19 protein-coding genes are annotated in these 20,392 nt (G+C 43.6%); all 19 read left to right on the top strand.

The genetic code is table 11. The features are described from left to right. Positions 1-14 precede the first annotated feature (14 nt). On the top strand, positions 15-713 hold the full coding sequence (locus Q0I54_RS06675) for an L-ribulose-5-phosphate 4-epimerase (RefSeq protein ID WP_296117454.1): 699 nt from the start codon (positions 15-17) through the stop codon (positions 711-713). A gap of 60 nt (positions 714-773) precedes the next feature. Then, positions 774-2,273 carry an L-arabinose isomerase gene (gene araA / locus Q0I54_RS06670; protein ID WP_296117453.1) on the top strand — a complete coding sequence of 500 codons (1,500 nt, stop codon included), beginning with the start codon at positions 774-776 and terminating at the stop codon, positions 2,271-2,273. Positions 2,274-2,604: 331 nt separating this feature from the next. Next, positions 2,605-3,111, top strand: coding sequence for an SEC-C metal-binding domain-containing protein (locus Q0I54_RS06665; RefSeq protein WP_296117452.1), 507 nt, complete (start codon positions 2,605-2,607; stop codon positions 3,109-3,111). A gap of 183 nt (positions 3,112-3,294) precedes the next feature. Then, positions 3,295-3,609 (top strand): DUF1540 domain-containing protein, encoded by a 315-nt coding sequence (locus Q0I54_RS06660; protein WP_296117450.1) that lies wholly within the window; start codon positions 3,295-3,297, stop codon positions 3,607-3,609. A 218-nt stretch (positions 3,610-3,827) separates the two neighbouring features. After that, positions 3,828-3,980, top strand: a complete 153-nt coding sequence (locus Q0I54_RS06655) for a Spo0E family sporulation regulatory protein-aspartic acid phosphatase (RefSeq protein ID WP_296117448.1) — start codon at positions 3,828-3,830, stop codon at positions 3,978-3,980. A gap of 255 nt (positions 3,981-4,235) precedes the next feature. After that, positions 4,236-4,676: a division/cell wall cluster transcriptional repressor MraZ gene (gene mraZ, locus Q0I54_RS06650; RefSeq protein ID WP_294783210.1), complete on the top strand. Its 441-nt coding sequence runs from the start codon at positions 4,236-4,238 to the stop codon at positions 4,674-4,676. Positions 4,677-4,702: 26 nt separating this feature from the next. After that, positions 4,703-5,641 (top strand): 16S rRNA (cytosine(1402)-N(4))-methyltransferase RsmH, encoded by a 939-nt coding sequence (rsmH, locus tag Q0I54_RS06645; RefSeq protein ID WP_296117446.1) that lies wholly within the window; start codon positions 4,703-4,705, stop codon positions 5,639-5,641. Positions 5,642-5,686: 45 nt separating this feature from the next. Beyond that, a complete protein-coding gene (locus Q0I54_RS06640; protein WP_296117445.1) occupies positions 5,687-6,178 on the top strand; it encodes a hypothetical protein in 492 nt (163 codons plus the stop codon). Positions 6,179-6,196: 18 nt separating this feature from the next. Continuing rightward, positions 6,197-8,284: a penicillin-binding protein 2 gene (locus tag Q0I54_RS06635; RefSeq protein ID WP_296117444.1), complete on the top strand. Its 2,088-nt coding sequence runs from the start codon at positions 6,197-6,199 to the stop codon at positions 8,282-8,284. A gap of 70 nt (positions 8,285-8,354) precedes the next feature. Further along, positions 8,355-10,106, top strand: coding sequence for a penicillin-binding protein 2 (locus Q0I54_RS06630; RefSeq protein WP_296117443.1), 1,752 nt, complete (start codon positions 8,355-8,357; stop codon positions 10,104-10,106). A gap of 115 nt (positions 10,107-10,221) precedes the next feature. Further along, on the top strand, positions 10,222-11,175 hold the full coding sequence (gene mraY, locus Q0I54_RS06625; protein ID WP_296117441.1) for a phospho-N-acetylmuramoyl-pentapeptide-transferase: 954 nt from the start codon (positions 10,222-10,224) through the stop codon (positions 11,173-11,175). Between the two features lie 164 nt (positions 11,176-11,339). Further along, entirely contained in the window at positions 11,340-12,701 is a 1,362-nt protein-coding gene (gene murD, locus Q0I54_RS06620) for a UDP-N-acetylmuramoyl-L-alanine--D-glutamate ligase (RefSeq protein ID WP_296117440.1), read from the top strand. Positions 12,702-12,706: 5 nt separating this feature from the next. Beyond that, positions 12,707-13,867 carry an FtsW/RodA/SpoVE family cell cycle protein gene (locus Q0I54_RS06615; protein WP_296117438.1) on the top strand — a complete coding sequence of 387 codons (1,161 nt, stop codon included), beginning with the start codon at positions 12,707-12,709 and terminating at the stop codon, positions 13,865-13,867. A 30-nt stretch (positions 13,868-13,897) separates the two neighbouring features. After that, positions 13,898-14,836 (top strand): cell division protein FtsQ/DivIB, encoded by a 939-nt coding sequence (locus Q0I54_RS06610; RefSeq protein WP_296117436.1) that lies wholly within the window; start codon positions 13,898-13,900, stop codon positions 14,834-14,836. 139 nt (positions 14,837-14,975) lie between these two features. Beyond that, positions 14,976-16,139, top strand: coding sequence for a cell division protein FtsZ (gene ftsZ, locus Q0I54_RS06605; RefSeq protein WP_296117435.1), 1,164 nt, complete (start codon positions 14,976-14,978; stop codon positions 16,137-16,139). Positions 16,140-16,303: 164 nt separating this feature from the next. Further along, the gene (locus Q0I54_RS06600) at positions 16,304-17,074 is read left to right on the top strand and encodes a sigma-E processing peptidase SpoIIGA (protein WP_296117433.1); all 771 of its coding nucleotides are present in this window, start codon (positions 16,304-16,306) and stop codon (positions 17,072-17,074) included. A gap of 45 nt (positions 17,075-17,119) precedes the next feature. Next, complete coding sequence (gene sigE, locus Q0I54_RS06595; protein ID WP_296117430.1) at positions 17,120-17,857, top strand: RNA polymerase sporulation sigma factor SigE; 738 nt, start codon at positions 17,120-17,122, stop codon at positions 17,855-17,857. 78 nt (positions 17,858-17,935) lie between these two features. Then, the gene (locus Q0I54_RS06590) at positions 17,936-19,429 is read left to right on the top strand and encodes a L,D-transpeptidase family protein (RefSeq protein ID WP_296117429.1); all 1,494 of its coding nucleotides are present in this window, start codon (positions 17,936-17,938) and stop codon (positions 19,427-19,429) included. 103 nt (positions 19,430-19,532) lie between these two features. Beyond that, positions 19,533-20,318 carry a class B sortase gene (srtB, locus tag Q0I54_RS06585; protein ID WP_296117428.1) on the top strand — a complete coding sequence of 262 codons (786 nt, stop codon included), beginning with the start codon at positions 19,533-19,535 and terminating at the stop codon, positions 20,316-20,318. The last annotated feature ends 74 nt before the right edge of the window (positions 20,319-20,392 follow it).

Raw genomic sequence — 20,392 nt, 5'->3', positions numbered from 1 at the left:
GGGAGGGATTTTTCATGCTGGAAGAGTTGAAAAAACAGGTATATGAAGCAAATATGATGCTTCCGAAGTATGGACTGGTAACATTCACCTGGGGAAATGTCAGCGGAATTGACCGGGAATCCGGGCTGTTTGTTATCAAACCAAGTGGTGTGGAATATGATCTGCTGACACCGGAAGATATGGTGGTCGTAGATTTAAAGGGAAATAAAGTGGAGGGACGCTATAATCCGTCTTCTGATACCGCGACCCATGTGGTTCTTTATAATCGTTTTCCGAATATCGGTGGAATCGTACATACGCATTCTTCCTGGGCCACCAGCTGGGCGCAGGCAGGACGTGACATTCCGTGTTATGGAACAACCCATGCGGATTATATTTACGGAGAAGTTCCATGCGTGCGCAATCTGACGAAAGAAGAGATTGACGAAGGATATGAGCATAATACCGGCGTGCTGATCGCGGATGAGTTCGAACGCCGCAGCAAAGATTATATCGCAGTACCGGCAGTTTTATGTAAAAATCATGGTCCGTTTACCTGGGGCAAAGATGCACATGAGGCAGTACACAACGCAGTTGTTCTGGAAGAAGTGGCAAAAATGGCTGCTCGCTGTGAGATGATCAATCCGCAGAATCAGCCGGCACCGCAGGAACTGCAGGACAAGCACTATTACAGAAAACATGGCGCGAATGCATATTACGGACAGAACAACTAACCATTTGATGAAATTGCAACTACAAAACAGAAACGATATATATGAGGAGGAAAATATATTATGATTCAGCAGAAAAATTACAAATTTTGGTTTTGTACAGGTTCCCAGGATTTATATGGAGACGAGTGTCTGAACCATGTGGCAGAACACGCAAAAATTATCGTAAATGCCTTAAATGCATCCGGAAATCTTCCGTATGAGGTTGTCTGGAAACCTACACTGATTACAAATGCACTGATTCGTCAGACATTCAACGAGGCAAACAATGATGAAAACTGTGCAGGTGTCATTACATGGATGCACACTTTCTCACCGGCAAAATCATGGATCCTCGGCCTGCAGGAATACAGAAAACCACTGCTTCATCTGCATACACAGTTTAATCGTGAAATTCCATATGATACGATTGATATGGATTTTATGAATGAGAATCAGTCTGCACACGGAGATCGTGAGTATGGTCATATTTTCAGCCGTCTTGGTATGGAGCGTAAGATTGTAGTTGGCTACTGGGAAGACGAAACAGTTCAGAAAAAGATTGGCTCCTGGATGCGTACCGCAGTAGGCGTTGTGGAAAGCAGTCATATCCGTGTTATGAGAATCGCGGATAATATGAGAAATGTAGCGGTTACTGAGGGAGACAAAGTAGAAGCACAGATCAAATTTGGCTGGGAAGTAGATGCTTATCCGGTAAATGAGATCGCTGAGGCTGTGGCAGCTGTTTCTCAGGCGGATATTGATACATTAGTAGAAGAATATTACAGCAAATATCAGATCCTGTTAGAAGGCAGAGATGAAAAAGAATTCCGCAAACATGTGGCAGTTCAGGCTGGAATCGAGATTGGATTTGAGCGTTTCCTTGAGGAGAAAAACTACCAGGCAATCGTTACTCATTTCGGAGATCTGGGAGCATTGAAACAGCTTCCGGGACTGGCTATCCAGCGTCTGATGGAAAAAGGATACGGTTTCGGCGGTGAGGGTGACTGGAAGACAGCAGCCATGGTACGCGTTATGAAGATTATGACTCAGGGAATGAAAGACGCAAAGGGAACATCCTTTATGGAAGATTATACATATAATCTCGTTCCTGGCAAAGAAGGCATTCTGGAAGCTCATATGCTGGAGGTTTGCCCAAGTATCGCAGATGGTCCGATCAGTATCAAAGAGCAGCCGTTGTCTATGGGTGACAGAGAAGATCCGGCGCGTTTAGTATTTACTGCAAAGACAGGTCCTGGTATTGCAACTTCTCTGATTGATCTTGGCGACCGTTTCCGTCTGATCATCAACGATGTGGATTGCAAAAAAACAGAAAAACCAATGCCGAAGCTTCCGGTTGCTACTGCATTCTGGACACCTCAGCCAAATCTGATTACTGGTGCAGAGGCATGGATCCTTGCAGGTGGTGCACATCATACGGCATTTTCCTATGATCTGACAGCTGAGCAGATGGGAGACTGGGCAGATGCAATGGGTATTGAAGCTGTTTATATTGATAAAGATACGAATATCCGTCAGCTGAAAAACGAGCTGAGATGGAATGCACTTGCATACAGAAAATAAGTATCCAGGTTTATAAGTACACAGGTTACAAGAAAAAGAGATCGTCACGGAAAATAAAATCCGTGGCGGTCTCTTTGGATTGGAAAGTAAGAGCTTTCCTGTCATAAATAGGGGAGGATAAGTTAAAAAACTTGTCTTTTGTGCCGGTATACCGGCCTGGACGGTAGATGTATGGGGGTAATTAAAATATCTGCCGTCTTACTGTAAGTATGGCCGGGAAAAACATTTTTATTCATAAAAATGGAGTTTACAAACATAGTGCACATGAGGTATACTAAAACATGCGATAGCGCGTAATGACGAATAAAATAAACAAAAGGTGGTAAAAATAATGGGATTATTACAGGATTGGCAGGCAGTTGCCTTTAATGAAAAAGCAGACAGAGGTCAGCTTCAGAATTTCTGGAGTCGTTATTTTGCAATTGAGAAAAGCGTATATGAGAAACTTCTCTCCAATCCGGATGAGGTAGTAGAAGGAACTGTCAAAGAGCTGGCAGAGCATTTTGATATTGAAGTTATGGCTATGGTTGGTTTCCTTGATGGAATCGATGAGAGTCTTGTTACTCCGAATGAACTTGAGGATCTGACAGAGGACAGCCATGTAAGTCTTGCATTTGACAAAGAGAAACTTTACAAAAATATGGTAGAAGCAAAAGCAGATTGGCTGTATGAACTTCCGCAGTGGAAAGAGATTTTCCCGGAGGAAAAATTAAAACAGTTATATACAGAGCAGAAAAAATCCGGAACAATCATTAAAGAAGCAAAAGTATATCCAAACGATCCGTGTCCATGCGGAAGCGGCAAAAAATACAAAAAATGCTGCGGAAGAAACAAATAAGACAAATTGTTAAAAACATTTTTTGGGTTTCTTCTAATATTATAATATGAAACATATTGATACCTGTGGCGAAAGGAAAATGATTTTGCCACAGGTATTTTTTTATAAATACAGCAGCACAGGTATAAATCCGGCTAACCTGCACATACTGCCTTTGTATAAAAATCAAAGGAGGATTTTGCAATGACACAGTTAGACTGTTCAGTAACAAGTTGTCTGTATAATCAGGATCATTATTGTGCAAAAGAAGATATTACCGTGGGAGGTTCCAATGCGAAAAAGGCAAGCGACACCTGTTGCGAGAGTTTCCGCGGAAAAAATGGGAGCGCCAGCAACTCTGTGAGCCAGGCCAGCAGCACGGTAGATATTGACTGCGAAGCATCCAGTTGCGTACACAACCGTGACTGCAAATGTTGCGCGGAGAGTATTGGAATCGGAGGTGGAAGCCAGGCCTGTACCTGTCGAGAAACCGAGTGTGCAGATTTTTGCTGTCGTTAGCGGAAATGTGCGCAGGCATGTCGAGTTTTGTCGACAACTTATATTTGACTTTTAACAAATAATAATAGTAAAATATAGTTGCATGATCCCGGAGGGAAGATGTTTCTTTCCGGAGCATGCAGCCTGTAAAATAAAAATACATCAGAGTAGAACACAAGGACAAAGATATATTATGTCAGGGTACATAGTGTGGAGGAAGACATTCAGGAGGAGATGGAATGCAGAAAAAAGCGGAACTGATGGAAATGATTCGTCAGGAAAAAAGAATGCTGGAGGAACTGGTATTACAAAACGGATTGGAACATGATGCGGTGTATGAGCAGAGCAAACGTGTGGATGCGCTGCTGGAGCAGTATTATCAGGAAGCATAACAGCTTTTTTTCGAGAAAAGAGTGCCTGGTGGGGACTGAAAATGGAATAATCTGGGAAAAATGTTCAAGCAGAGTCTGTTTGGGCATTTTTTTTGCTTTGGAACGCAAAATTCTATTGATTTTTAATGGTAAATGCTATACTATTTAAATAAAAGTGGTGAAAAGTGGTGTGAAAGGGTAGAAAGTGGATAATGTGGATAACTTTGTTGATAACCGAAACACCGTTTAGATAAACCGGAAAGGAAGGGGTTTTCGATGGGACGCGGATTTAAAGGCGAATACAATCATACCGTAGATGCCAAGGGCAGATTGATTGTACCGGCAAAATTCCGTGAATCACTGGGAGAGATATTCGTAGTCACCAAAGGGCTGGATGGCTGCCTTTTTGTATATCCGAACGAAGAGTGGGAGAACATCGAAAATAAATTCCGTGAATTACCGTTGACCACAAAAGATGCACGTAAGTTCTCACGTTTCTTCTTTGCGGGAGCTGCTGACTGTGAAGTGGACAAGCAGGGAAGAATCCTGATTCCATCTGTATTGCGCGAGTTTGCGGGAATCGGAAAAGAAGCAGTGTTGGTCGGTGTCCTGAACCGTGTGGAAATCTGGAGTAAGGAACGCTGGCTGGGTGAGAATGAGTATGAAGATATGGACGAAGTTGCTGAACATATGGCAGAACTTGGTCTGGGAATATAACCGAACTGACAGGAGGCAGGCGAAATATGGACTTTTCGCATATATCAGTATTACTGGATGAAACCGTCAGTAATCTGATCACTGATCCGGATGGCATCTATGTGGATGGCACGCTGGGCGGGGCAGGTCACAGTTATGAGATCTGCAACAGAATTTCAGAAAAAGGAAGACTTATCGGAATCGATCAGGATGCAGATGCGATTGCAGCCGCGACGAAACGATTAGAACCTTTTCAAGATAAAGTAACGATCATTCGCAGTAATTACTGTGAGATGCCGGCGCGTCTGCGTGAGATCGGCATTGAACAGGTGGACGGCATTATGCTGGATCTGGGTGTTTCTTCTTATCAGTTGGACGAACCGGCCAGGGGATTTACCTACAAAGAAGAAAATGCTCCGCTGGACATGAGAATGGATCAACGTCAGAACCTGACAGCGAAGGATATCCTGGCAGAATACAGCGAACAGGAACTTTATCGTATGATCCGTGATTACGGAGAAGATAAATTCGCAAAAAATATTGCAAAACATATCGTACAGGCCAGAGAAAAGGCTCCGATTGAGACAACCGGGCAGCTGAATGAGATTATTCGTGCGGCGATTCCGGCAAAGATTCGTGCAACCGGTGGCCATCCGGCGAAACGTACCTATCAGGCCATTCGTATTGAATTGAATCATGAACTTGATGTGCTGGAAAATTCTCTGGATGAGATGATTCGTATGCTGAAACCGGGAGGGCGTCTGTGTATTATCACATTCCATTCCCTGGAAGATCGCATTGTCAAGACGAATTTTAAAAGAAATGAAAACCCATGTACCTGCCCGCCAAACTTTCCGGTGTGTGTATGTGGAAAAAAATCATTGGGGAAAACCATTACAAGAAAGCCAATTCTTCCGTCGGAAGAAGAGCTGGAACACAATAAACGTTCAAAAAGCGCCAAATTGCGTGTGTTTGAGCGAAGATAAAGACAACTTATATTTATAAAATAATTTAGAAGGTGTATAAGAAAAATGGAAAGTAGAGACAGACAATATCGACACAATGCATATATTGAAGGAAACGTAGTCAGACAACGGGAACTGGCACCTGCAAGAAGAGAGCAGCAGGTAGAAAAAAGCCGTGAGGAACTGCGCAGAGAACGGATCAGAAGAAATGCGGCAAAGCAGAATCAGCAGAGAGCAATGGCAATGGATCGCCGTTATGTGGCATTCTTGGTTACGGCAACAGCAGTCTGTTTTATCGTATGTGCAGTATTTATCCATCTGCAGTCTGATGTGACAACGAGACTGGCAAATATCGCATCCATCGAAAGTCAGATTGCAGAGCAGAAAGCAGACAACGTGGCTGCTGAAAAGAGACTGGAGACAACCATGAATCTGGATCAGGTGCGTGAAGCAGCAAAAGGTCTTGGCATGGTGACACCGGGGAGTGAGCAGGTTCGTTATTATTCTGTGGAAAATAGTGATTACATGAACCAGTATGGGGAAATTCCATCCAATTAATCCTGTGGAGGAGAGCGAATGAGACCCAGAAGACGAAGAAAAAAAGAAAAGACCTATAAATTTCTCACCAGAATGAAGGCAAAGATGCTGATCATCTTCATTGCCATTGCAGGTGTTCTCATCTGCCTGGTGGGACGTTTGGCGTATATTGAATTAAAAAGCGGTGACAAGTATGCAAAGATCGTGCTGAACCAGCAGGAATACAGCAGCAAGACCATACCATTCCGCAGGGGTGACATTGTAGATAGAAAGGGGACCGTTCTTGCAACGAGTACAGATGTTTACAATGTCATTTTAGATTGTAGTGTTCTAACATCCAGGGAGGCATATTTAGAACCAACACTGTCTGCATTAAATCAGTGTTTTGGACTGGATACCGAAGAACTGCGCAGCTACGTCAGTGCAAATCCGAAAAAACGGTATTATGTTCTCGCCAAGAAACTGCCATACGATGAGATCGCCCAGTTTGAGTCGTTACAGAATGACAAAAAAACTGGCAAAAATATCAAAGGTGTCTGGTTTGAAAAAGAATATATCAGAAACTACCCGTATGATTCTCTGGCATGCTCCATTCTTGGATTTACCACATCCGGTAATGAAGGAATCGGCGGTCTGGAGGATTATTATAACAGTACATTAAATGGAATTGACGGGAAAGAATATGGATATGTAAACTCTGATTCCAATTATGAGATCAAGGTTAAAGACGCGACAGATGGTAGTAACGTGGTATCCACCATTGATGCGAACCTGCAGTCCATTGTGGAGAGTAAGATTGCGGAATTTAACAATGCTATGAAGGATTCTTCCCATGAAGGCGCCAAAAATATTGGCGTTATCATGATGGACCCGAACAACGGGGAAGTGCTGGCTATGGCTACAAACCGTACCTTCAGTTTGCAGAATCCATGGGATGCAGATACGGATAAGTACTTTACTGATGACGAACGCGCAACAATCATCAAACAGGCGGAACGTGTGGAATTGAAGAAATATTACAGTCTGGATGAAATCAATGCCATGACAGATGATCAGTGGAGTGCAGCTCTGAACGAGCATTACAGTGAAGAACAGTTGGAACAGATCCACCATCTGGCATTGCTGAATCAGGTATGGAATAATTTCTGCGTGTCATCCACTTATGAGCCGGGATCCACCGCAAAACCATTTACTGTTGCGACCGGTCTTGACAGTGGTACACTGACAGGAAACGAGACTTTCTACTGTGATGGTGGAGAGAGCATTTCCGGTCATCATATCAGCTGTATCAAAAAGGCCGGACATGGTATGGAGACGGTTCAGCAGGCTCTGGAAAATTCCTGTAACGATGCCCTGATGCAGATGTCCTATCTCATCGGACCTGCCAATTTCAGCCGGTATCAGCAGATTTTTAATTTTGGATTAAAGACAAACATCGATTTGCCAGGTGAAGCAAGAACCGATTCTCTGATTTATTCAGAAGATCAGTTAAGCACTATCAACCTTGCAACCAACTCTTTTGGACAGAGTTATAACGTAACGATGATCCAGATGATCGCAGGCTATTGTTCCCTGATCAACGGAGGTAAATATTATCAGCCACATATGGTGTGCAAGATTGAGGATTCCAACGGAAATACAGTACAGAACATCGAACCGACACTGATCAAAGAAACCATTTCCGAGGAAACTTCAGCAACAATTCGTCAGTATTTGCAGGGCGTTGTAGTAAATGGTTCCGGTAAAAAAGCAAAAGTAGACGGTTATTCCATGGGTGGAAAAACCGGTACGGCGCAGAAACTGCCGCGTTCTGCCAGAAAATATCTGGTATCCTTTATTGGATCGGTACCTGCAGATAATCCGCAGGTTGCGATATATGTAGTAGTAGATGAGGCAAACTCAGCCGATCAGGCGCACAGCTATTATGCACAGAGTATTGCCCGAGAAATTTTAAAAGAAGCACTCCCATATATGGGAATTTATCCGGATGAGGAAAAAACCGGCGTAAACGAAGGTATTGGAATCACCGGTGAAGGTACACCGGTAGAGACAACGACCGAGTCCATGGACAGTGAGGTGCCGACGCAGGCTCCGCAGAGTACAGAGGACAGTACCAGCGGTCAGTAAGGTGTTTTGCCGGGCATAAGGAGCAAATATCAGGAATATCCTGTAAGAAAGGGATGTTCTGGGGCTTTTTATGCAGCATTTAAAAACATTTCAAAAAAAGAAAATTGTGGCACTGATGCTGATCATTGTAACGGCAATGTGTGCACAATTTGGGCGGCTGATCTATCTCATGGTATTTCAGTCAGAGTATTATGAGGAAAAAGCGCAGAATCTGCACGAACGGGAACGCAGTATCAAAGCAGCCCGTGGAAAAATCACAGACCGAAATGGTATTGTGCTGGCAGATAATCAGTCCGTCTGTACCATATCCGTGATCCACAGTCAGCTGACGGATCCGGAGCAGGTAATCCGGGTATTGTGTAAGGAGCTGGAGCTGCCGGAGGAAAACGTGCGAAAGCGTGTGGAAAAGGTCAGTTCCATAGAAAGAGTCTGTTCCAACGTGCCAAAAGAGACAGGGGATGAGATTTTGTCCTACCACTTGGACGGCGTAAAAGTAGATGCTGACTACCGCAGATATTATCCCTATGATACGCTGGCTTCCAAAGTTATCGGTTTTACCGGTGGAGATAATCAGGGAATTGTCGGACTGGAAGTAAAATATGAGGAATGGCTGGCGGGGACAGATGGAAAGATCCTGACGCAGACAAATGCTTTCGGTGAAGAACTGGAGGCAGAAGGTGAACGCAGGATAGAGCCTGCAGTAGGTAATCAGTTGACCATTAGTCTGGATTATAATCTTCAGAATTACTGTGAGCAGGCAGCACAGAAGGTGATGCAGGAAAAATCAGCAGATGGTGTATCCGTGATTTTGATGAATCCGCAAAATGGTGAGATACTGGTCATGGTCAATGAACCGGAGTACAATCTCAATAATCCGTTTACACTGAATGTGGAAAAGGCTGTTCCTGAGGAAGAAAAACAGGATCTTCTGAACCAGATGTGGAGAAATGCGTGTATCAATGATACTTACGAACCGGGATCCACCTTCAAAATTATTACCACGGCTGCGGCACTGGAACAGCATGTGGTGACAGTGGATGATCCTTTTTATTGTCCCGGATACAAAATTGTAGAGGATCGTAGAATCCGATGTCATAAAACAACAGGACATGGGGCAGAAACCTTTACTCAGGGAATTATGAATTCCTGTAACCCGGTATTTATTGAACTGGGACTGCGGCTTGGCGCAGACAATTTTTATCATTACTTTGAGCAGTTCGGGCTGCTGGGCAAAACCGGAATCGATCTACCGGGTGAGGCGGCAACGATCATGCATAAAAAAGACAAGATAGGACAGGTGGAACTGGCAACAATCTCCTTTGGACAGTCTTTTCAGATCACCCCAATCCAACTGATCACGACAGTATCGTCTCTGATCAACGGTGGAACCCGGGTGGTACCACACTTTGGAGTGTCGGTACAGAATGCAAAAGGAGAGACGATCCACACCTTTACCTATGATACAACGGAGGGGATGGTGAATGAAGGGACCTCTGAAACGCTTTGTTCTCTTTTGGAGAAGGTGGTTTCAGAAGGAACCGGAAAAAAAGCAGCAGTGGAAGGTTTTTCCATTGCAGGAAAGACGGCGACATCACAGACATTTCCGAGAAGTGAGCACAAATATATTGCTTCCTTCCTCGGTTTTGCACCGGCGGATGATCCACAGGTGATCGGTCTGATCGTGATTGATGATCCACAGGGCATTTATTACGGTGGAACGGTAGCGGCACCGGTGATGAAAGAGATTTTTGAAAATGCACTTCCGTATCTTGGAATAGAAAAGATGGAAAATGTGCTGACAGAGGACTCCGCCCAGGAGTGAAAATTGGCAGATATTCAGAGTTGCCAAACAAATAGAAAAGACGTATGATACTACTTAGACTGTAAAAAACATACAATCGACATTGGGAGATGCCGAAGTAAGAAGAGGTGTGAAAATGACATATCAGGTAATTATTCCGGTACTGCTGGCATTTGCGATCACAGCAGTGTTAGGACCGGTCGTGATTCCGTTTTTACGGAAATTGAAAATTGGGAATACAGAGAGAGAGGAACTTGAGTCCCATCAGAAGAAAAATGGTACCCCGACCATGGGCGGTATCATGATCCTTATCGCGGTAGTGATCACTTCCCTGTTTTATGTAAAGGGATATCCGAAGATTATTCCGGTGCTGTTTGTGACAGTCGGATTTGGAATCATCGGATTCTTAGATGACTATCTGAAAGTTGTACTGCGCAGATCCGACGGACTGCTTGCATGGCAGAAAATGCTCTGTGAGATCGTTGTGACAGCTGTATTTGCAGTATATCTTGTAAAAAGTGACGTATCACTGTCTATGCTGATCCCATTCAGCAAAGGACATTATCTGGAACTTGGCTGGCTTGCAGTTCCGATTCTGTTTTTTGCAGTGATCGGTACAGTAAACGGCGTAAACTTTACGGATGGACTGGATGGTCTGGCTTCCAGCGTAACAATTCTGGTTGCGACATTCTTTTCCGTGATCGCAGTCGGAACAGGTGCAGGTATTGCACCGGTGACCTGTGCGGTTGTCGGCGCTCTGCTTGGATTTTTACTGTTTAATGTATATCCGGCCAGCGTATTTATGGGAGATACCGGTTCTCTCGCTCTGGGCGGTTTCGTGGCAGCAGCTGCGTATATGATGCAGATGCCGATCTTTATCCTGATCGTCGGACTGATCTACTGGATCGAGATCATTTCCGTTATGATTCAGGTCGTATATTTTAAGAAAACAGGTGGAAAGAGATTTTTCCGCATGGCACCGATCCATCATCATTTTGAACTTGGTGGATGGTCTGAAACCCGTGTGGTTGCAGTATTTTCAATCGTGACAGCAATTCTTTGTCTGATTGCATATATTGGTATTGTATAGGTGAAATGTACTTTGTGCAAGAGATGCACACTCGCACAAGGAGAAATTATTGCTCCGCAATCGTGCTCGGCGCGGACAAGAAAGATGTGCTATTGATAACTTTATTTGCGAAAGTGTGTGAAAGCACACTTTCTTGAGGAAAAATAATCTGGAGGAATGTGACAATGGAATTCACAGGGAAAAAAGTACTGGTATTCGGAACCGGTATCAGTGGAGTAGCGGCAGCAAATTTATTGGAAAGTGCCGGAGCAAGCGTCGTTTTATTTGATGGAAATGAAAAGCTGGATAAAGCGCATATACTGGAAAACTTTGAGGCAGGAAAGACACCGGAATTATATGTGGGAGAACTCCCGCAGGAAGTGGAAATAGCACTGGATCTGGTTGTATTAAGTCCTGGTGTACCTGTGGATCTTCCAATCGTGAACCGTCTGAGAGAGGCCGGACTGCCAATATGGGGTGAGATCGAACTGGCTTACCGATGTAAAAAGGGTGATGTGCTTGCAATTACCGGTACAAATGGTAAGACTACAACCACTGCACTGCTTGGTGAGATCATGAAGACTGCATTCCCGCACGTACATGTAGTAGGAAATATCGGAATTCCTTATACCGGTGTAGTTGCAGAAGATACGGATGATACCGTAACGGTTGCAGAGATCAGCAGTTTTCAGCTGGAAACCATCGATGAGTTCTGTCCGAAGGTGTCTGCCATTTTAAATATCACACCGGATCATCTGAACCGTCATCATACAATGGAAAATTACATAGCTGCAAAACTCAGCATTGCGAAAAATCAGGGACCAGAGCAGACCTGTGTATTAAATTATGAGGATGAAGTGCTTAGAGAGCGCGCAAAAGAATTATCTGCGCATATTGTATTCTTCAGCAGTCTCAGAACGCTGGAAGAGGGAATTTATCTGGATGGTGATAAGATCATCTATGCTCATGACAGCCAGAAAGAAGAAGTATTTTCTACTGATGAATTGAATATCCTTGGCCGCCATAATCATGAAAATGTAATGGCTGCAGTAGCAATGGCCTTAAATTATGGCGTGTCCATGGAACATATCCGTCAGGCACTGCGTACGTTCCAGGCAGTAGAGCACAGAATTGAGTATGTAACAGAGAAACGTGGTGTTCGTTTCTACAATGATTCAAAGGGTACAAATCCAGATGCTGCCATCAAAGGCATTCAGGCAATGGACCGTCCGACCTACCTAATCGGCGGGGGCTATGACAAACAGTCCGAGTATACCGAGTGGATCAATAGTTTTGATGGAAAAGTAAAGAAACTGGTACTGATCGGTCAGACCAGAGAAAAAATAGCTGCGGCAGCGGATGCCTGTGGATTCCATGATTATGTGTTTGCAGACAGCCTGCAGGAGGCCGTAGATATCTGTTATGAAAATGCCGAGAACGGAGATGCTGTATTACTTTCACCGGCATGTGCAAGCTGGGGAATGTTCCCGAACTATGAAGTTCGTGGAAAAATGTTTAAAGAAATGGTTCATGCTTTAAAGGAGTAATTTAAATGAGTAACCGCAGAAACCGCGCAAGGGCAGCCAGTGCCCCGCAGAGAAGGGAAAACGCCGGGACAACAAAATATTTTGATTACAGTCTGCTTTTCATCATTATTTTTCTGGTGGGATTTGGTCTGGTCATGCTTTACAGCGTCAGCGCTTACGAGGGGCAGGACGTATTTAACGATCCGATGCACTATCTGAAGCGTCAGGCAGGCTGTGCGGTACTGGGATTTATGGGAATGTTCGTGGTAAGTTATGTGCCGCAGAGCTGGATGAAAAAGCTGGCATTTCCGGCATATATTTTATCATTGCTGATGTGCGGGGCAGTTATCCTCGTCGGTCAGAGTTCCAACGGATCCGCACGATGGCTGAAAATTGGTCCGATCCAGTTACAGCCGTCAGAGATCGCAAAAATTGCCGTAATCCTTTTTATGGCAGTTTTGCTCAGTAAGATTCCTAAACAGGTCAAGGATCTGAAATCAATCATAAAGATACTGCTCTTTGTAATTCCAATGGTTGGTGTCATCGCAGTCAGCAACTTGAGTACTGCCATTATTGTGGCAGGTATTGCGGTGATCATGATATTTGTGGTCAGTCCGAAATACAAAGAGTTTATCATGCTCGGCGGCGTTGCCGTAGTGCTGATGGTGGTCGGTATCAATATGGCCGGTTACCGTGCGGAACGTATCAAAGCATGGCTTCATCCGGAAGATTTTCCGGATAAAGCATATCAGACACTGCAGGGATTGTATGCGATCGGTTCCGGTGGACTGTTCGGAAAAGGTCTGGGAGCCAGCGTGCAGAAACTTGGTTATGTTCCGGAGGCACAGAATGACTTTATTTTCACGATCATCTGTGAAGAACTGGGGCTGTTTGGCGCAATCTGCGTCATGCTGCTTTTTGTACTGCTGTTATGGCGGTGCATGGTTATAGCCAACAACGCGCCGGATCTGTTTTCTGCACTGGTGGTTGTCGGTGTTATGGGGCATATCGCATTGCAAGTTGTATTGAATATCATGGTTGTAACAAACTGGATGCCAAATACAGGTATTATTCTGCCTTTTATCAGTTACGGAGGTACATCCATTGCAATCCTGCTCACGGAGATGGGACTGGTGCTGAATGTATCGCGGCATATCAAATTTGATGCCAGCCATCCGGTTGAGTAATGTACAGGCAGAAATCCGGGAGAGAGCAGTATGCGAAAAAAGAGAAGAAGAAAGAAAATCGGGCGTGTCATATTGACCGCCCTTCTGATTATAGCGTTTGTGATCGCACTGGGAGCAATTCTGGTGTGGAAAGTATTTGTGGTAAAAAATGTTACCGTAAAAGGAAATGAAATCTACAGTGACAAACAGATCGAGGACTGGGTACTGGACAAGGAATATTCCTGGAATTCACTGTATGTTTACTTTGAAAATAAACTGAATAAGACAGAAGAAATTCCGTTTGTGGATTCCCTGCAGATTCACCTGAAGTCTCCGCAGAAGCTGGAAATTACAGTCGTGGAAAAAGGAATTCTCGGTTATATCTATGTGCCGTCACTGGGAAAAAATGCATATTTCGACAAAGACGGTTTTGTAGTGGAAATTTCTTCCGAGATCATTGAGGGAGTTACCAAGATCAGCGGCCTTTCTGTGGATACTGCAGAATTATATAAGAAATTGTCCATTGGAGATAACAGTAAGTTATTGAGAAGTCTGCTGAATGTGACACAGTTACTGAAAAAATATGAGCGGATACCGGAGACAATCCTGATTCAGAACAGCAATATATATCTGAATTATGGACAGATTCAGGTAAATCTTGGCTCCGGTACGGATCTGAATGAGAAAATCCTGCGCATGGATCAGATCTTACCGCAGTTAGATGGCGCAAGCGGAATGCTGCATCTGGAAACCTGGTCAGAAAATAATACGGATATTTATTTCCGCAATGGTGAACTGATTGAATTCCCAAATGATGTACAGACGGTACCAGGACAGGCGGCGGATACACAGGATACCGGTGATCAGACAGACACTGCTGGTGGCGAAATAGACAACCAGGGCGATTTGCAGGACACATCCGGTGAAAAATCCGGTGATCAGGCAGATACGCAGGATACAAACACTGCCGATACAGCAGAAGGTCAGTAAAAAAACCGAATTATCGGGATTTTATAGTTGATTATTTTCAGAAAAAAAGATATTATAAAAGATATAGCAAAGAGAATGGCAGAAATGTTATGAAATATAATATAAGATATTCCGTTTGAGGGATAAAAGGAGGATTATCGTGGTTGAAATCATGTCAATAGGGGCTGAGTCCAGCGCAAAAATAATTGTAATCGGAGTTGGCGGCGCTGGAAACAATGCCGTAAACCGAATGATAGATGAGAAGATTGGCGGTGTAGAGTTCATCGGAATCAATACGGACAAGCAGGCACTTACTTTATGTAAGGCGCCGACGCTGATCCAGATTGGTGAGAAGCTGACCAAAGGACTTGGTGCAGGAGCTCAGCCGGAGATCGGACAGAAAGCTGCAGAAGAGAGCGCAGAAGAATTGACAGCGGCCATCGAAGGCGCTGATATGGTATTTGTAACATGCGGTATGGGCGGCGGAACAGGAACAGGTGCTGCTCCTGTCGTAGCAAAAATCGCAAAGGATATGGGAATTCTTACGGTAGGTGTTGTTACAAAACCGTTTAAATTTGAAGCAAAAACACGTATGACAAATGCGATTCATGGAATCGAGAATCTGAAAGAGAGCGTAGATACTCTGATCGTTATCCCAAATGACAAACTTCTGGAGATCGTTGATAGAAGAACAACCATGCCGGATGCGTTAAAGAAAGCAGATGAAGTATTACAGCAGGCTGTACAGGGAATCACAGACTTGATCAATGTACCAGCTCTGATCAACCTGGATTTTGCAGATGTACAGACTGTCATGAAAGACAAAGGTCTGGCTCATATCGGTATCGGTGCAGCTTCCGGTGATGACAAAGCTATCGAGGCTGTTAAAATGGCTGTTGCCAGCCCACTGCTTGAGACAACCATTAATGGTGCATCCCACGTGATCATCAATATTTCCGGTGATATCTCCCTTATGGATGCAAACGATGCAGCAAGCTACGTTCAGGAGCTTGCCGGAGATGATGCAAATATTATCTTTGGTGCAAAATACGATGAGTCTATTCCGGATGCAGCTACCATCACTGTTATCGCAACAGGACTTGAGACAGAGGCAGCACCGGCTCAGAGCATTTTGCCGGGTATGAAATTCAACGGTGGAAATACACTGAACATGGCCCGCACAACAGGTACACCGGTAAAACCGGTTCAGCCAGTGACACCGGCTCAGAACTTCAATAGTATCCAGCGTCCGCAGAAACCAACTCCGACCGTTGCACCACGTGATATCAAGATTCCGGAATTTCTGAAAAACACAAAGAGATAAAAATATACGGATTTAGGAATATATCAGATGTGAGATGGCTCCCACCTTTGCAGGTGGTGAGCAACTAGAATGTTGAGGGTATTCTTGAATTCTTAAAAAGCTCCGCGATTTCGACAAGAAATGCGCGGAGCTTTTTGTATACTTAAAAGGCAGGGAGGTGAAAGGTGATTTATGAATGGTATGTGGATATATTTTTCCTGACAAATATATTGCTGGATGTCAGTGCCATGCTGGCGGCGGGTGTGATATTGAATCGACAGATCCGTGTTGTCCACTGTATTCTTACATGTACACTTGGCGTGCTGTTATCCATTGTTTTTCTGTTACATATGAATATGCTGTGGAGCAGTATTTTGCTGCATGGAGCTGTTCACCCGCTGATGACATTGCTGGTATTCGGGGGCAAGGATCGTGTGGGTTATCTGCGGGCACTTCTGACTGTGTATCTTGTCATTTTTGTGATGGGCGGAGTGCAGAATAGTATAGCAGTGTATTTTGGGAGCAGCACGGTACAGATTCTGTTTTCCGGGGTACTCACGGCGGTGATGTTTGTTATTTACATGATCCGCAGAAGAGTAACCGGAGAAATCTGCCAGGTGGAATTGTGGTTACAGGAGCAGAAAATAACGGTTAAGGCGTACTGTGACAGTGGAAATCTGCTGCGGGATCCGGAGAATGGAAGACCGGTGTCAATCCTGCAACAGGAAATTCTGACAGCATTGCACACAGAAAGTCAGACATTAGAAACACACCGCATTGGTTATCGGACGATTCATGAAAATGATGGAACGCTGGAAGTAATAACATTGGATCGTATGACTATTTATCACAGAGGAACCGCCAGGCAGATCATGTACCCGGAGGTTGGATTGCACAAGGGAGAGGTGATGCAGCGGCCGAAGGTGCAGCTTTTGCTGAATGCAGATTATTTTTAAGTTACAAAAGCAGGAAATAATAGAAAGGGTAAAAGGTATCTGAGTATGTATTTGAAAGTGTCTGTGCCGGGAAAATTTCAGCTGAAACTGATTCCGACGTTACAAAATCTACTTTTTTTGAAATCTAATGATGTGCATTATATAGGAGGAACGGATGTGCTTCCGGCGCCCTTAGAGCATGATGATGAGAATGACTGCATTATGCAGCTTGGAACGGAAGGCGGTGAGGAGGCTCGCAATCGGCTGATCGAACACAATCTGCGTCTGGTTGTATACATAGCAAAAAAATTTGATAACACAGGAATTGGTGTGGAAGATCTGATTTCTATCGGAACGATCGGACTGATCAAATCTATCAACACTTACAATCCGGGGAAAAATATCAAGTTGGCCACTTATGCCTCTCGGTGTATTGAAAATGAGATTTTGATGTATCTGCGGAGAACAAGTAAAATGAAAATGGAAGTATCTTTTGATGAGCCGCTGAATGTGGACTGGGATGGCAATGAACTGCTGCTTTCCGACATTCTTGGTACGGAGGAGGATATTATATATAAAGACATGGAACTGGAAGTTGAGAAAAAACTTCTGAAGCGTGCCATTGCGAAATTGTCTGCGAGAGAACGGAACATTATTGAACTGCGCTACGGTCTTGGTCCAGGCGGCAAAGAGTATACACAGAAAGAAGTGGCAGATCAGATGGGAATTTCCCAGTCCTATATATCCCGGCTGGAGAAGAAGATTATGCGGCAGTTAAAAAAAGAAATTACTCGTTACGAATAGGACCAGACTAATTGAAATCATGAAGAAAAAGATCGCAGTAATATTTTACAATTTTATTAATTTTTCAAGGAAAGGTTGATGAAAAATAAAAATGCGTTACAATATGAGATAACTAGCGAAAAAGTGACGCATAAGTGGAAAGAAAATACAAAGGAAGTAGTAATTGTGCAAAAGACAAAATTAAGACAGGAATTAAAAAGACAGAGAAGCAGTCAGAAAAAGCTTCGGATGATCATTGGCATTGTAATTGCTGTAATTGCAGTTTTGTATATTGCAGGTACTGTTTTTTACAGCAGACATTTTTATAGCAAAGGAACAGCTTTCGGTATTGCCCTGCGCAATGAGAGTGTTGCTTCCATGAAAGAAAAAATTACAGATAAGCTGAGTGCTTATACACTGACCATCCAGACAAGGGATGGAGATGAGCAGATCAGTGCGTCTGATATTCAGCTGAAATATGATGATCAGGGAGAACTCGATAAGCTGTTTGATGAGCAGAACGCATTTTTGTGGTTTATGATGGGGGCAACTTCCGGTAATGAGATTGACCTTGGAATCGTTGTGGATGATGCCTCTCTGAACCAGGAGATTGCAAGTCTGAAATGTATTCAGGAAGAAAATATGTCATCTCCAACGGATGCGCATCTGGAGTTCAGTGATGGAAAATTCCATGTAGTGGATGAGACTCAGGGAAATCAGCTGGATATGAGCAAAACAGATGCTACAATCAAGCATGCAGTAGAAGAAGGTGCAGAGACAGTATCTCTGGACGAGACAGATTGCTACGTAAAACCGAATATATACAAAGATGATGAAAAACTTCAGAAGGAGTGTGAGGATGTCAATAAGTTGCTAACTGCACAGATCACTTATGATTTCAGCGATCGCAAAGAGGTTGTGGACAGTGATGAGATTGCTGACTGGATCACATTTGGAGATGACTATTCTTATTCTCTGGATGATGAGAAAATTACAGAGTATGTACATCAACTTGGTTTGAAATATGATACATTTGGTTTGAGCAGACAGTTTACCACACACAGTGGTCAGACGATTAAATTGAAAGGCGGAGACTACGGCTGGTGTATTAATAAGAAAAAGACGGTAGAACAGTTAAAAGAACTGGTGCTGGCAGGCGAGACCACAACGGTAGAGCCGGTTTACCTGTACAGTGGTATTTGCCGAGATACGAATGATATTGGTGGTACTTATATTGAAGTAAGCATTTCAGCACAGACGATGTGGATGTACAAAGACGGAGAATGCATCGTATCTACACCAGTTGTAACCGGAAATGTGGCTGCAGGACACAGTACTCCATCCGGTGGCGTGTGGGCGATTGACGCCAGAATGCCGAATTATACACTGACCGGTCAGGATTACAATTCAGAAGTATCATTTTGGCTTCCATTTAACGGAGATGTTGGTATTCATGATGCTTCCTGGAGAAGCGAATTTGGCGGTTCTATTTACAAGACCCGTGGTTCTCATGGATGTGTCAACACACCGTACAGTGCAATGAAAGTAATCTATGAGAATGCGAAGATTGGTTATCCGGTAGTAGTATATTAAATGTGAAAAATAGAATTATACAATGGAAGACGTACATTTTATCTGAAAATCCGAACGGAAAGAAGCTATTCCATGTATGGTGTTGGAGTAAGGAGTAAAAAACTTGGAAGAGAAAACAAAGAAAAAACGACATCCGGTTACGTTGATCATTATTCTGATCGCGTTGGCGGTGATGATCTTTGCATTGGTAAAAATTGCGGGAATTTATAAAGATTATCAGGAATCGGAAGAGACATTCCAGACATTGGAATCCAAATATGTGGTAAATCCGAGTGGGGGAACAGGTGCACTCTGGCAGGATGGAACAAGAATCCAGTTTGAAGCACTTCAGAAAGAAAATCCAGATATCAAAGCATGGCTGCGTTTCGATAATTACAATGATGTACATATCAGTTATCCGATTTTATATTCCGGTGATGATGAAAAATATCTGCGCAGCGATATCTATGGAAATTATCATATTGCAGGCTGTATTTTCCTGGAAGGGTTGAATAGTCCGAATTTTTCGGACTATCATTCTATTATTTATGGGCACAACATGCGGAATACGACGATGTTTGGAGATCTCAAACGTTACAAAAACGATGAGGGATTTTATGAAAACAATCAGTATTTCAATATCTATACAGAGGACAAAGTGCAGCGTTATCAGATCTTTTCCTACTATGATGTAGATGAAAATGATGAAGTTTATACCGTAGGGTATCTTCCGGATGAGGCATGGCAGGCCCTGATCGACCGAATGGTGGCGGCCTCCATGAAAGATACGGGGATTCATCCGACGAAAGACCAGAAGGTTGTGACACTGTCTACCTGTAGTAAGGCGGGAGAAACAAAACGTTTCGTGGTTCATGGTGTATTGGTTGACGAAACTGCGGTAAATGAATAAATTCTTGTTTAGGGTGGTTTGGAACAAGCAGAAACGAACTCCAACAAGAACCTGAAAAATTTTCTGTGACCACT

This window comes from uncultured Eubacterium sp. (assembly GCF_934295145.1).
Lineage (GTDB): Bacteria > Bacillota > Clostridia > Lachnospirales > Lachnospiraceae > Eubacterium_I.
This window is presented reverse-complemented; position numbering and strand designations above follow the sequence as displayed.

What these genes read in the sequence shown, in the direction of transcription:
- Q0I54_RS06675 (WP_296117454.1), top strand. Translation starts at nt 15, where the DNA reads ATGCTGGAAGAGTTGAAAAAACAGGTATATGAAGCAAATATGATGCTT.
- araA (WP_296117453.1), top strand. Translation starts at nt 774, where the DNA reads ATGATTCAGCAGAAAAATTACAAATTTTGGTTTTGTACAGGTTCCCAG.
- Q0I54_RS06665 (WP_296117452.1), top strand. Translation starts at nt 2,605, where the DNA reads ATGGGATTATTACAGGATTGGCAGGCAGTTGCCTTTAATGAAAAAGCA.
- Q0I54_RS06660 (WP_296117450.1), top strand. Translation starts at nt 3,295, where the DNA reads ATGACACAGTTAGACTGTTCAGTAACAAGTTGTCTGTATAATCAGGAT.
- Q0I54_RS06655 (WP_296117448.1), top strand. Translation starts at nt 3,828, where the DNA reads ATGCAGAAAAAAGCGGAACTGATGGAAATGATTCGTCAGGAAAAAAGA.
- mraZ (WP_294783210.1), top strand. Translation starts at nt 4,236, where the DNA reads ATGGGACGCGGATTTAAAGGCGAATACAATCATACCGTAGATGCCAAG.
- rsmH (WP_296117446.1), top strand. Translation starts at nt 4,703, where the DNA reads ATGGACTTTTCGCATATATCAGTATTACTGGATGAAACCGTCAGTAAT.
- Q0I54_RS06640 (WP_296117445.1), top strand. Translation starts at nt 5,687, where the DNA reads ATGGAAAGTAGAGACAGACAATATCGACACAATGCATATATTGAAGGA.
- Q0I54_RS06635 (WP_296117444.1), top strand. Translation starts at nt 6,197, where the DNA reads ATGAGACCCAGAAGACGAAGAAAAAAAGAAAAGACCTATAAATTTCTC.
- Q0I54_RS06630 (WP_296117443.1), top strand. Translation starts at nt 8,355, where the DNA reads ATGCAGCATTTAAAAACATTTCAAAAAAAGAAAATTGTGGCACTGATG.
- mraY (WP_296117441.1), top strand. Translation starts at nt 10,222, where the DNA reads ATGACATATCAGGTAATTATTCCGGTACTGCTGGCATTTGCGATCACA.
- murD (WP_296117440.1), top strand. Translation starts at nt 11,340, where the DNA reads ATGGAATTCACAGGGAAAAAAGTACTGGTATTCGGAACCGGTATCAGT.
- Q0I54_RS06615 (WP_296117438.1), top strand. Translation starts at nt 12,707, where the DNA reads ATGAGTAACCGCAGAAACCGCGCAAGGGCAGCCAGTGCCCCGCAGAGA.
- Q0I54_RS06610 (WP_296117436.1), top strand. Translation starts at nt 13,898, where the DNA reads ATGCGAAAAAAGAGAAGAAGAAAGAAAATCGGGCGTGTCATATTGACC.
- sigE (WP_296117430.1), top strand. Translation starts at nt 17,120, where the DNA reads ATGTATTTGAAAGTGTCTGTGCCGGGAAAATTTCAGCTGAAACTGATT.
- Q0I54_RS06590 (WP_296117429.1), top strand. Translation starts at nt 17,936, where the DNA reads ATGAAAAATAAAAATGCGTTACAATATGAGATAACTAGCGAAAAAGTG.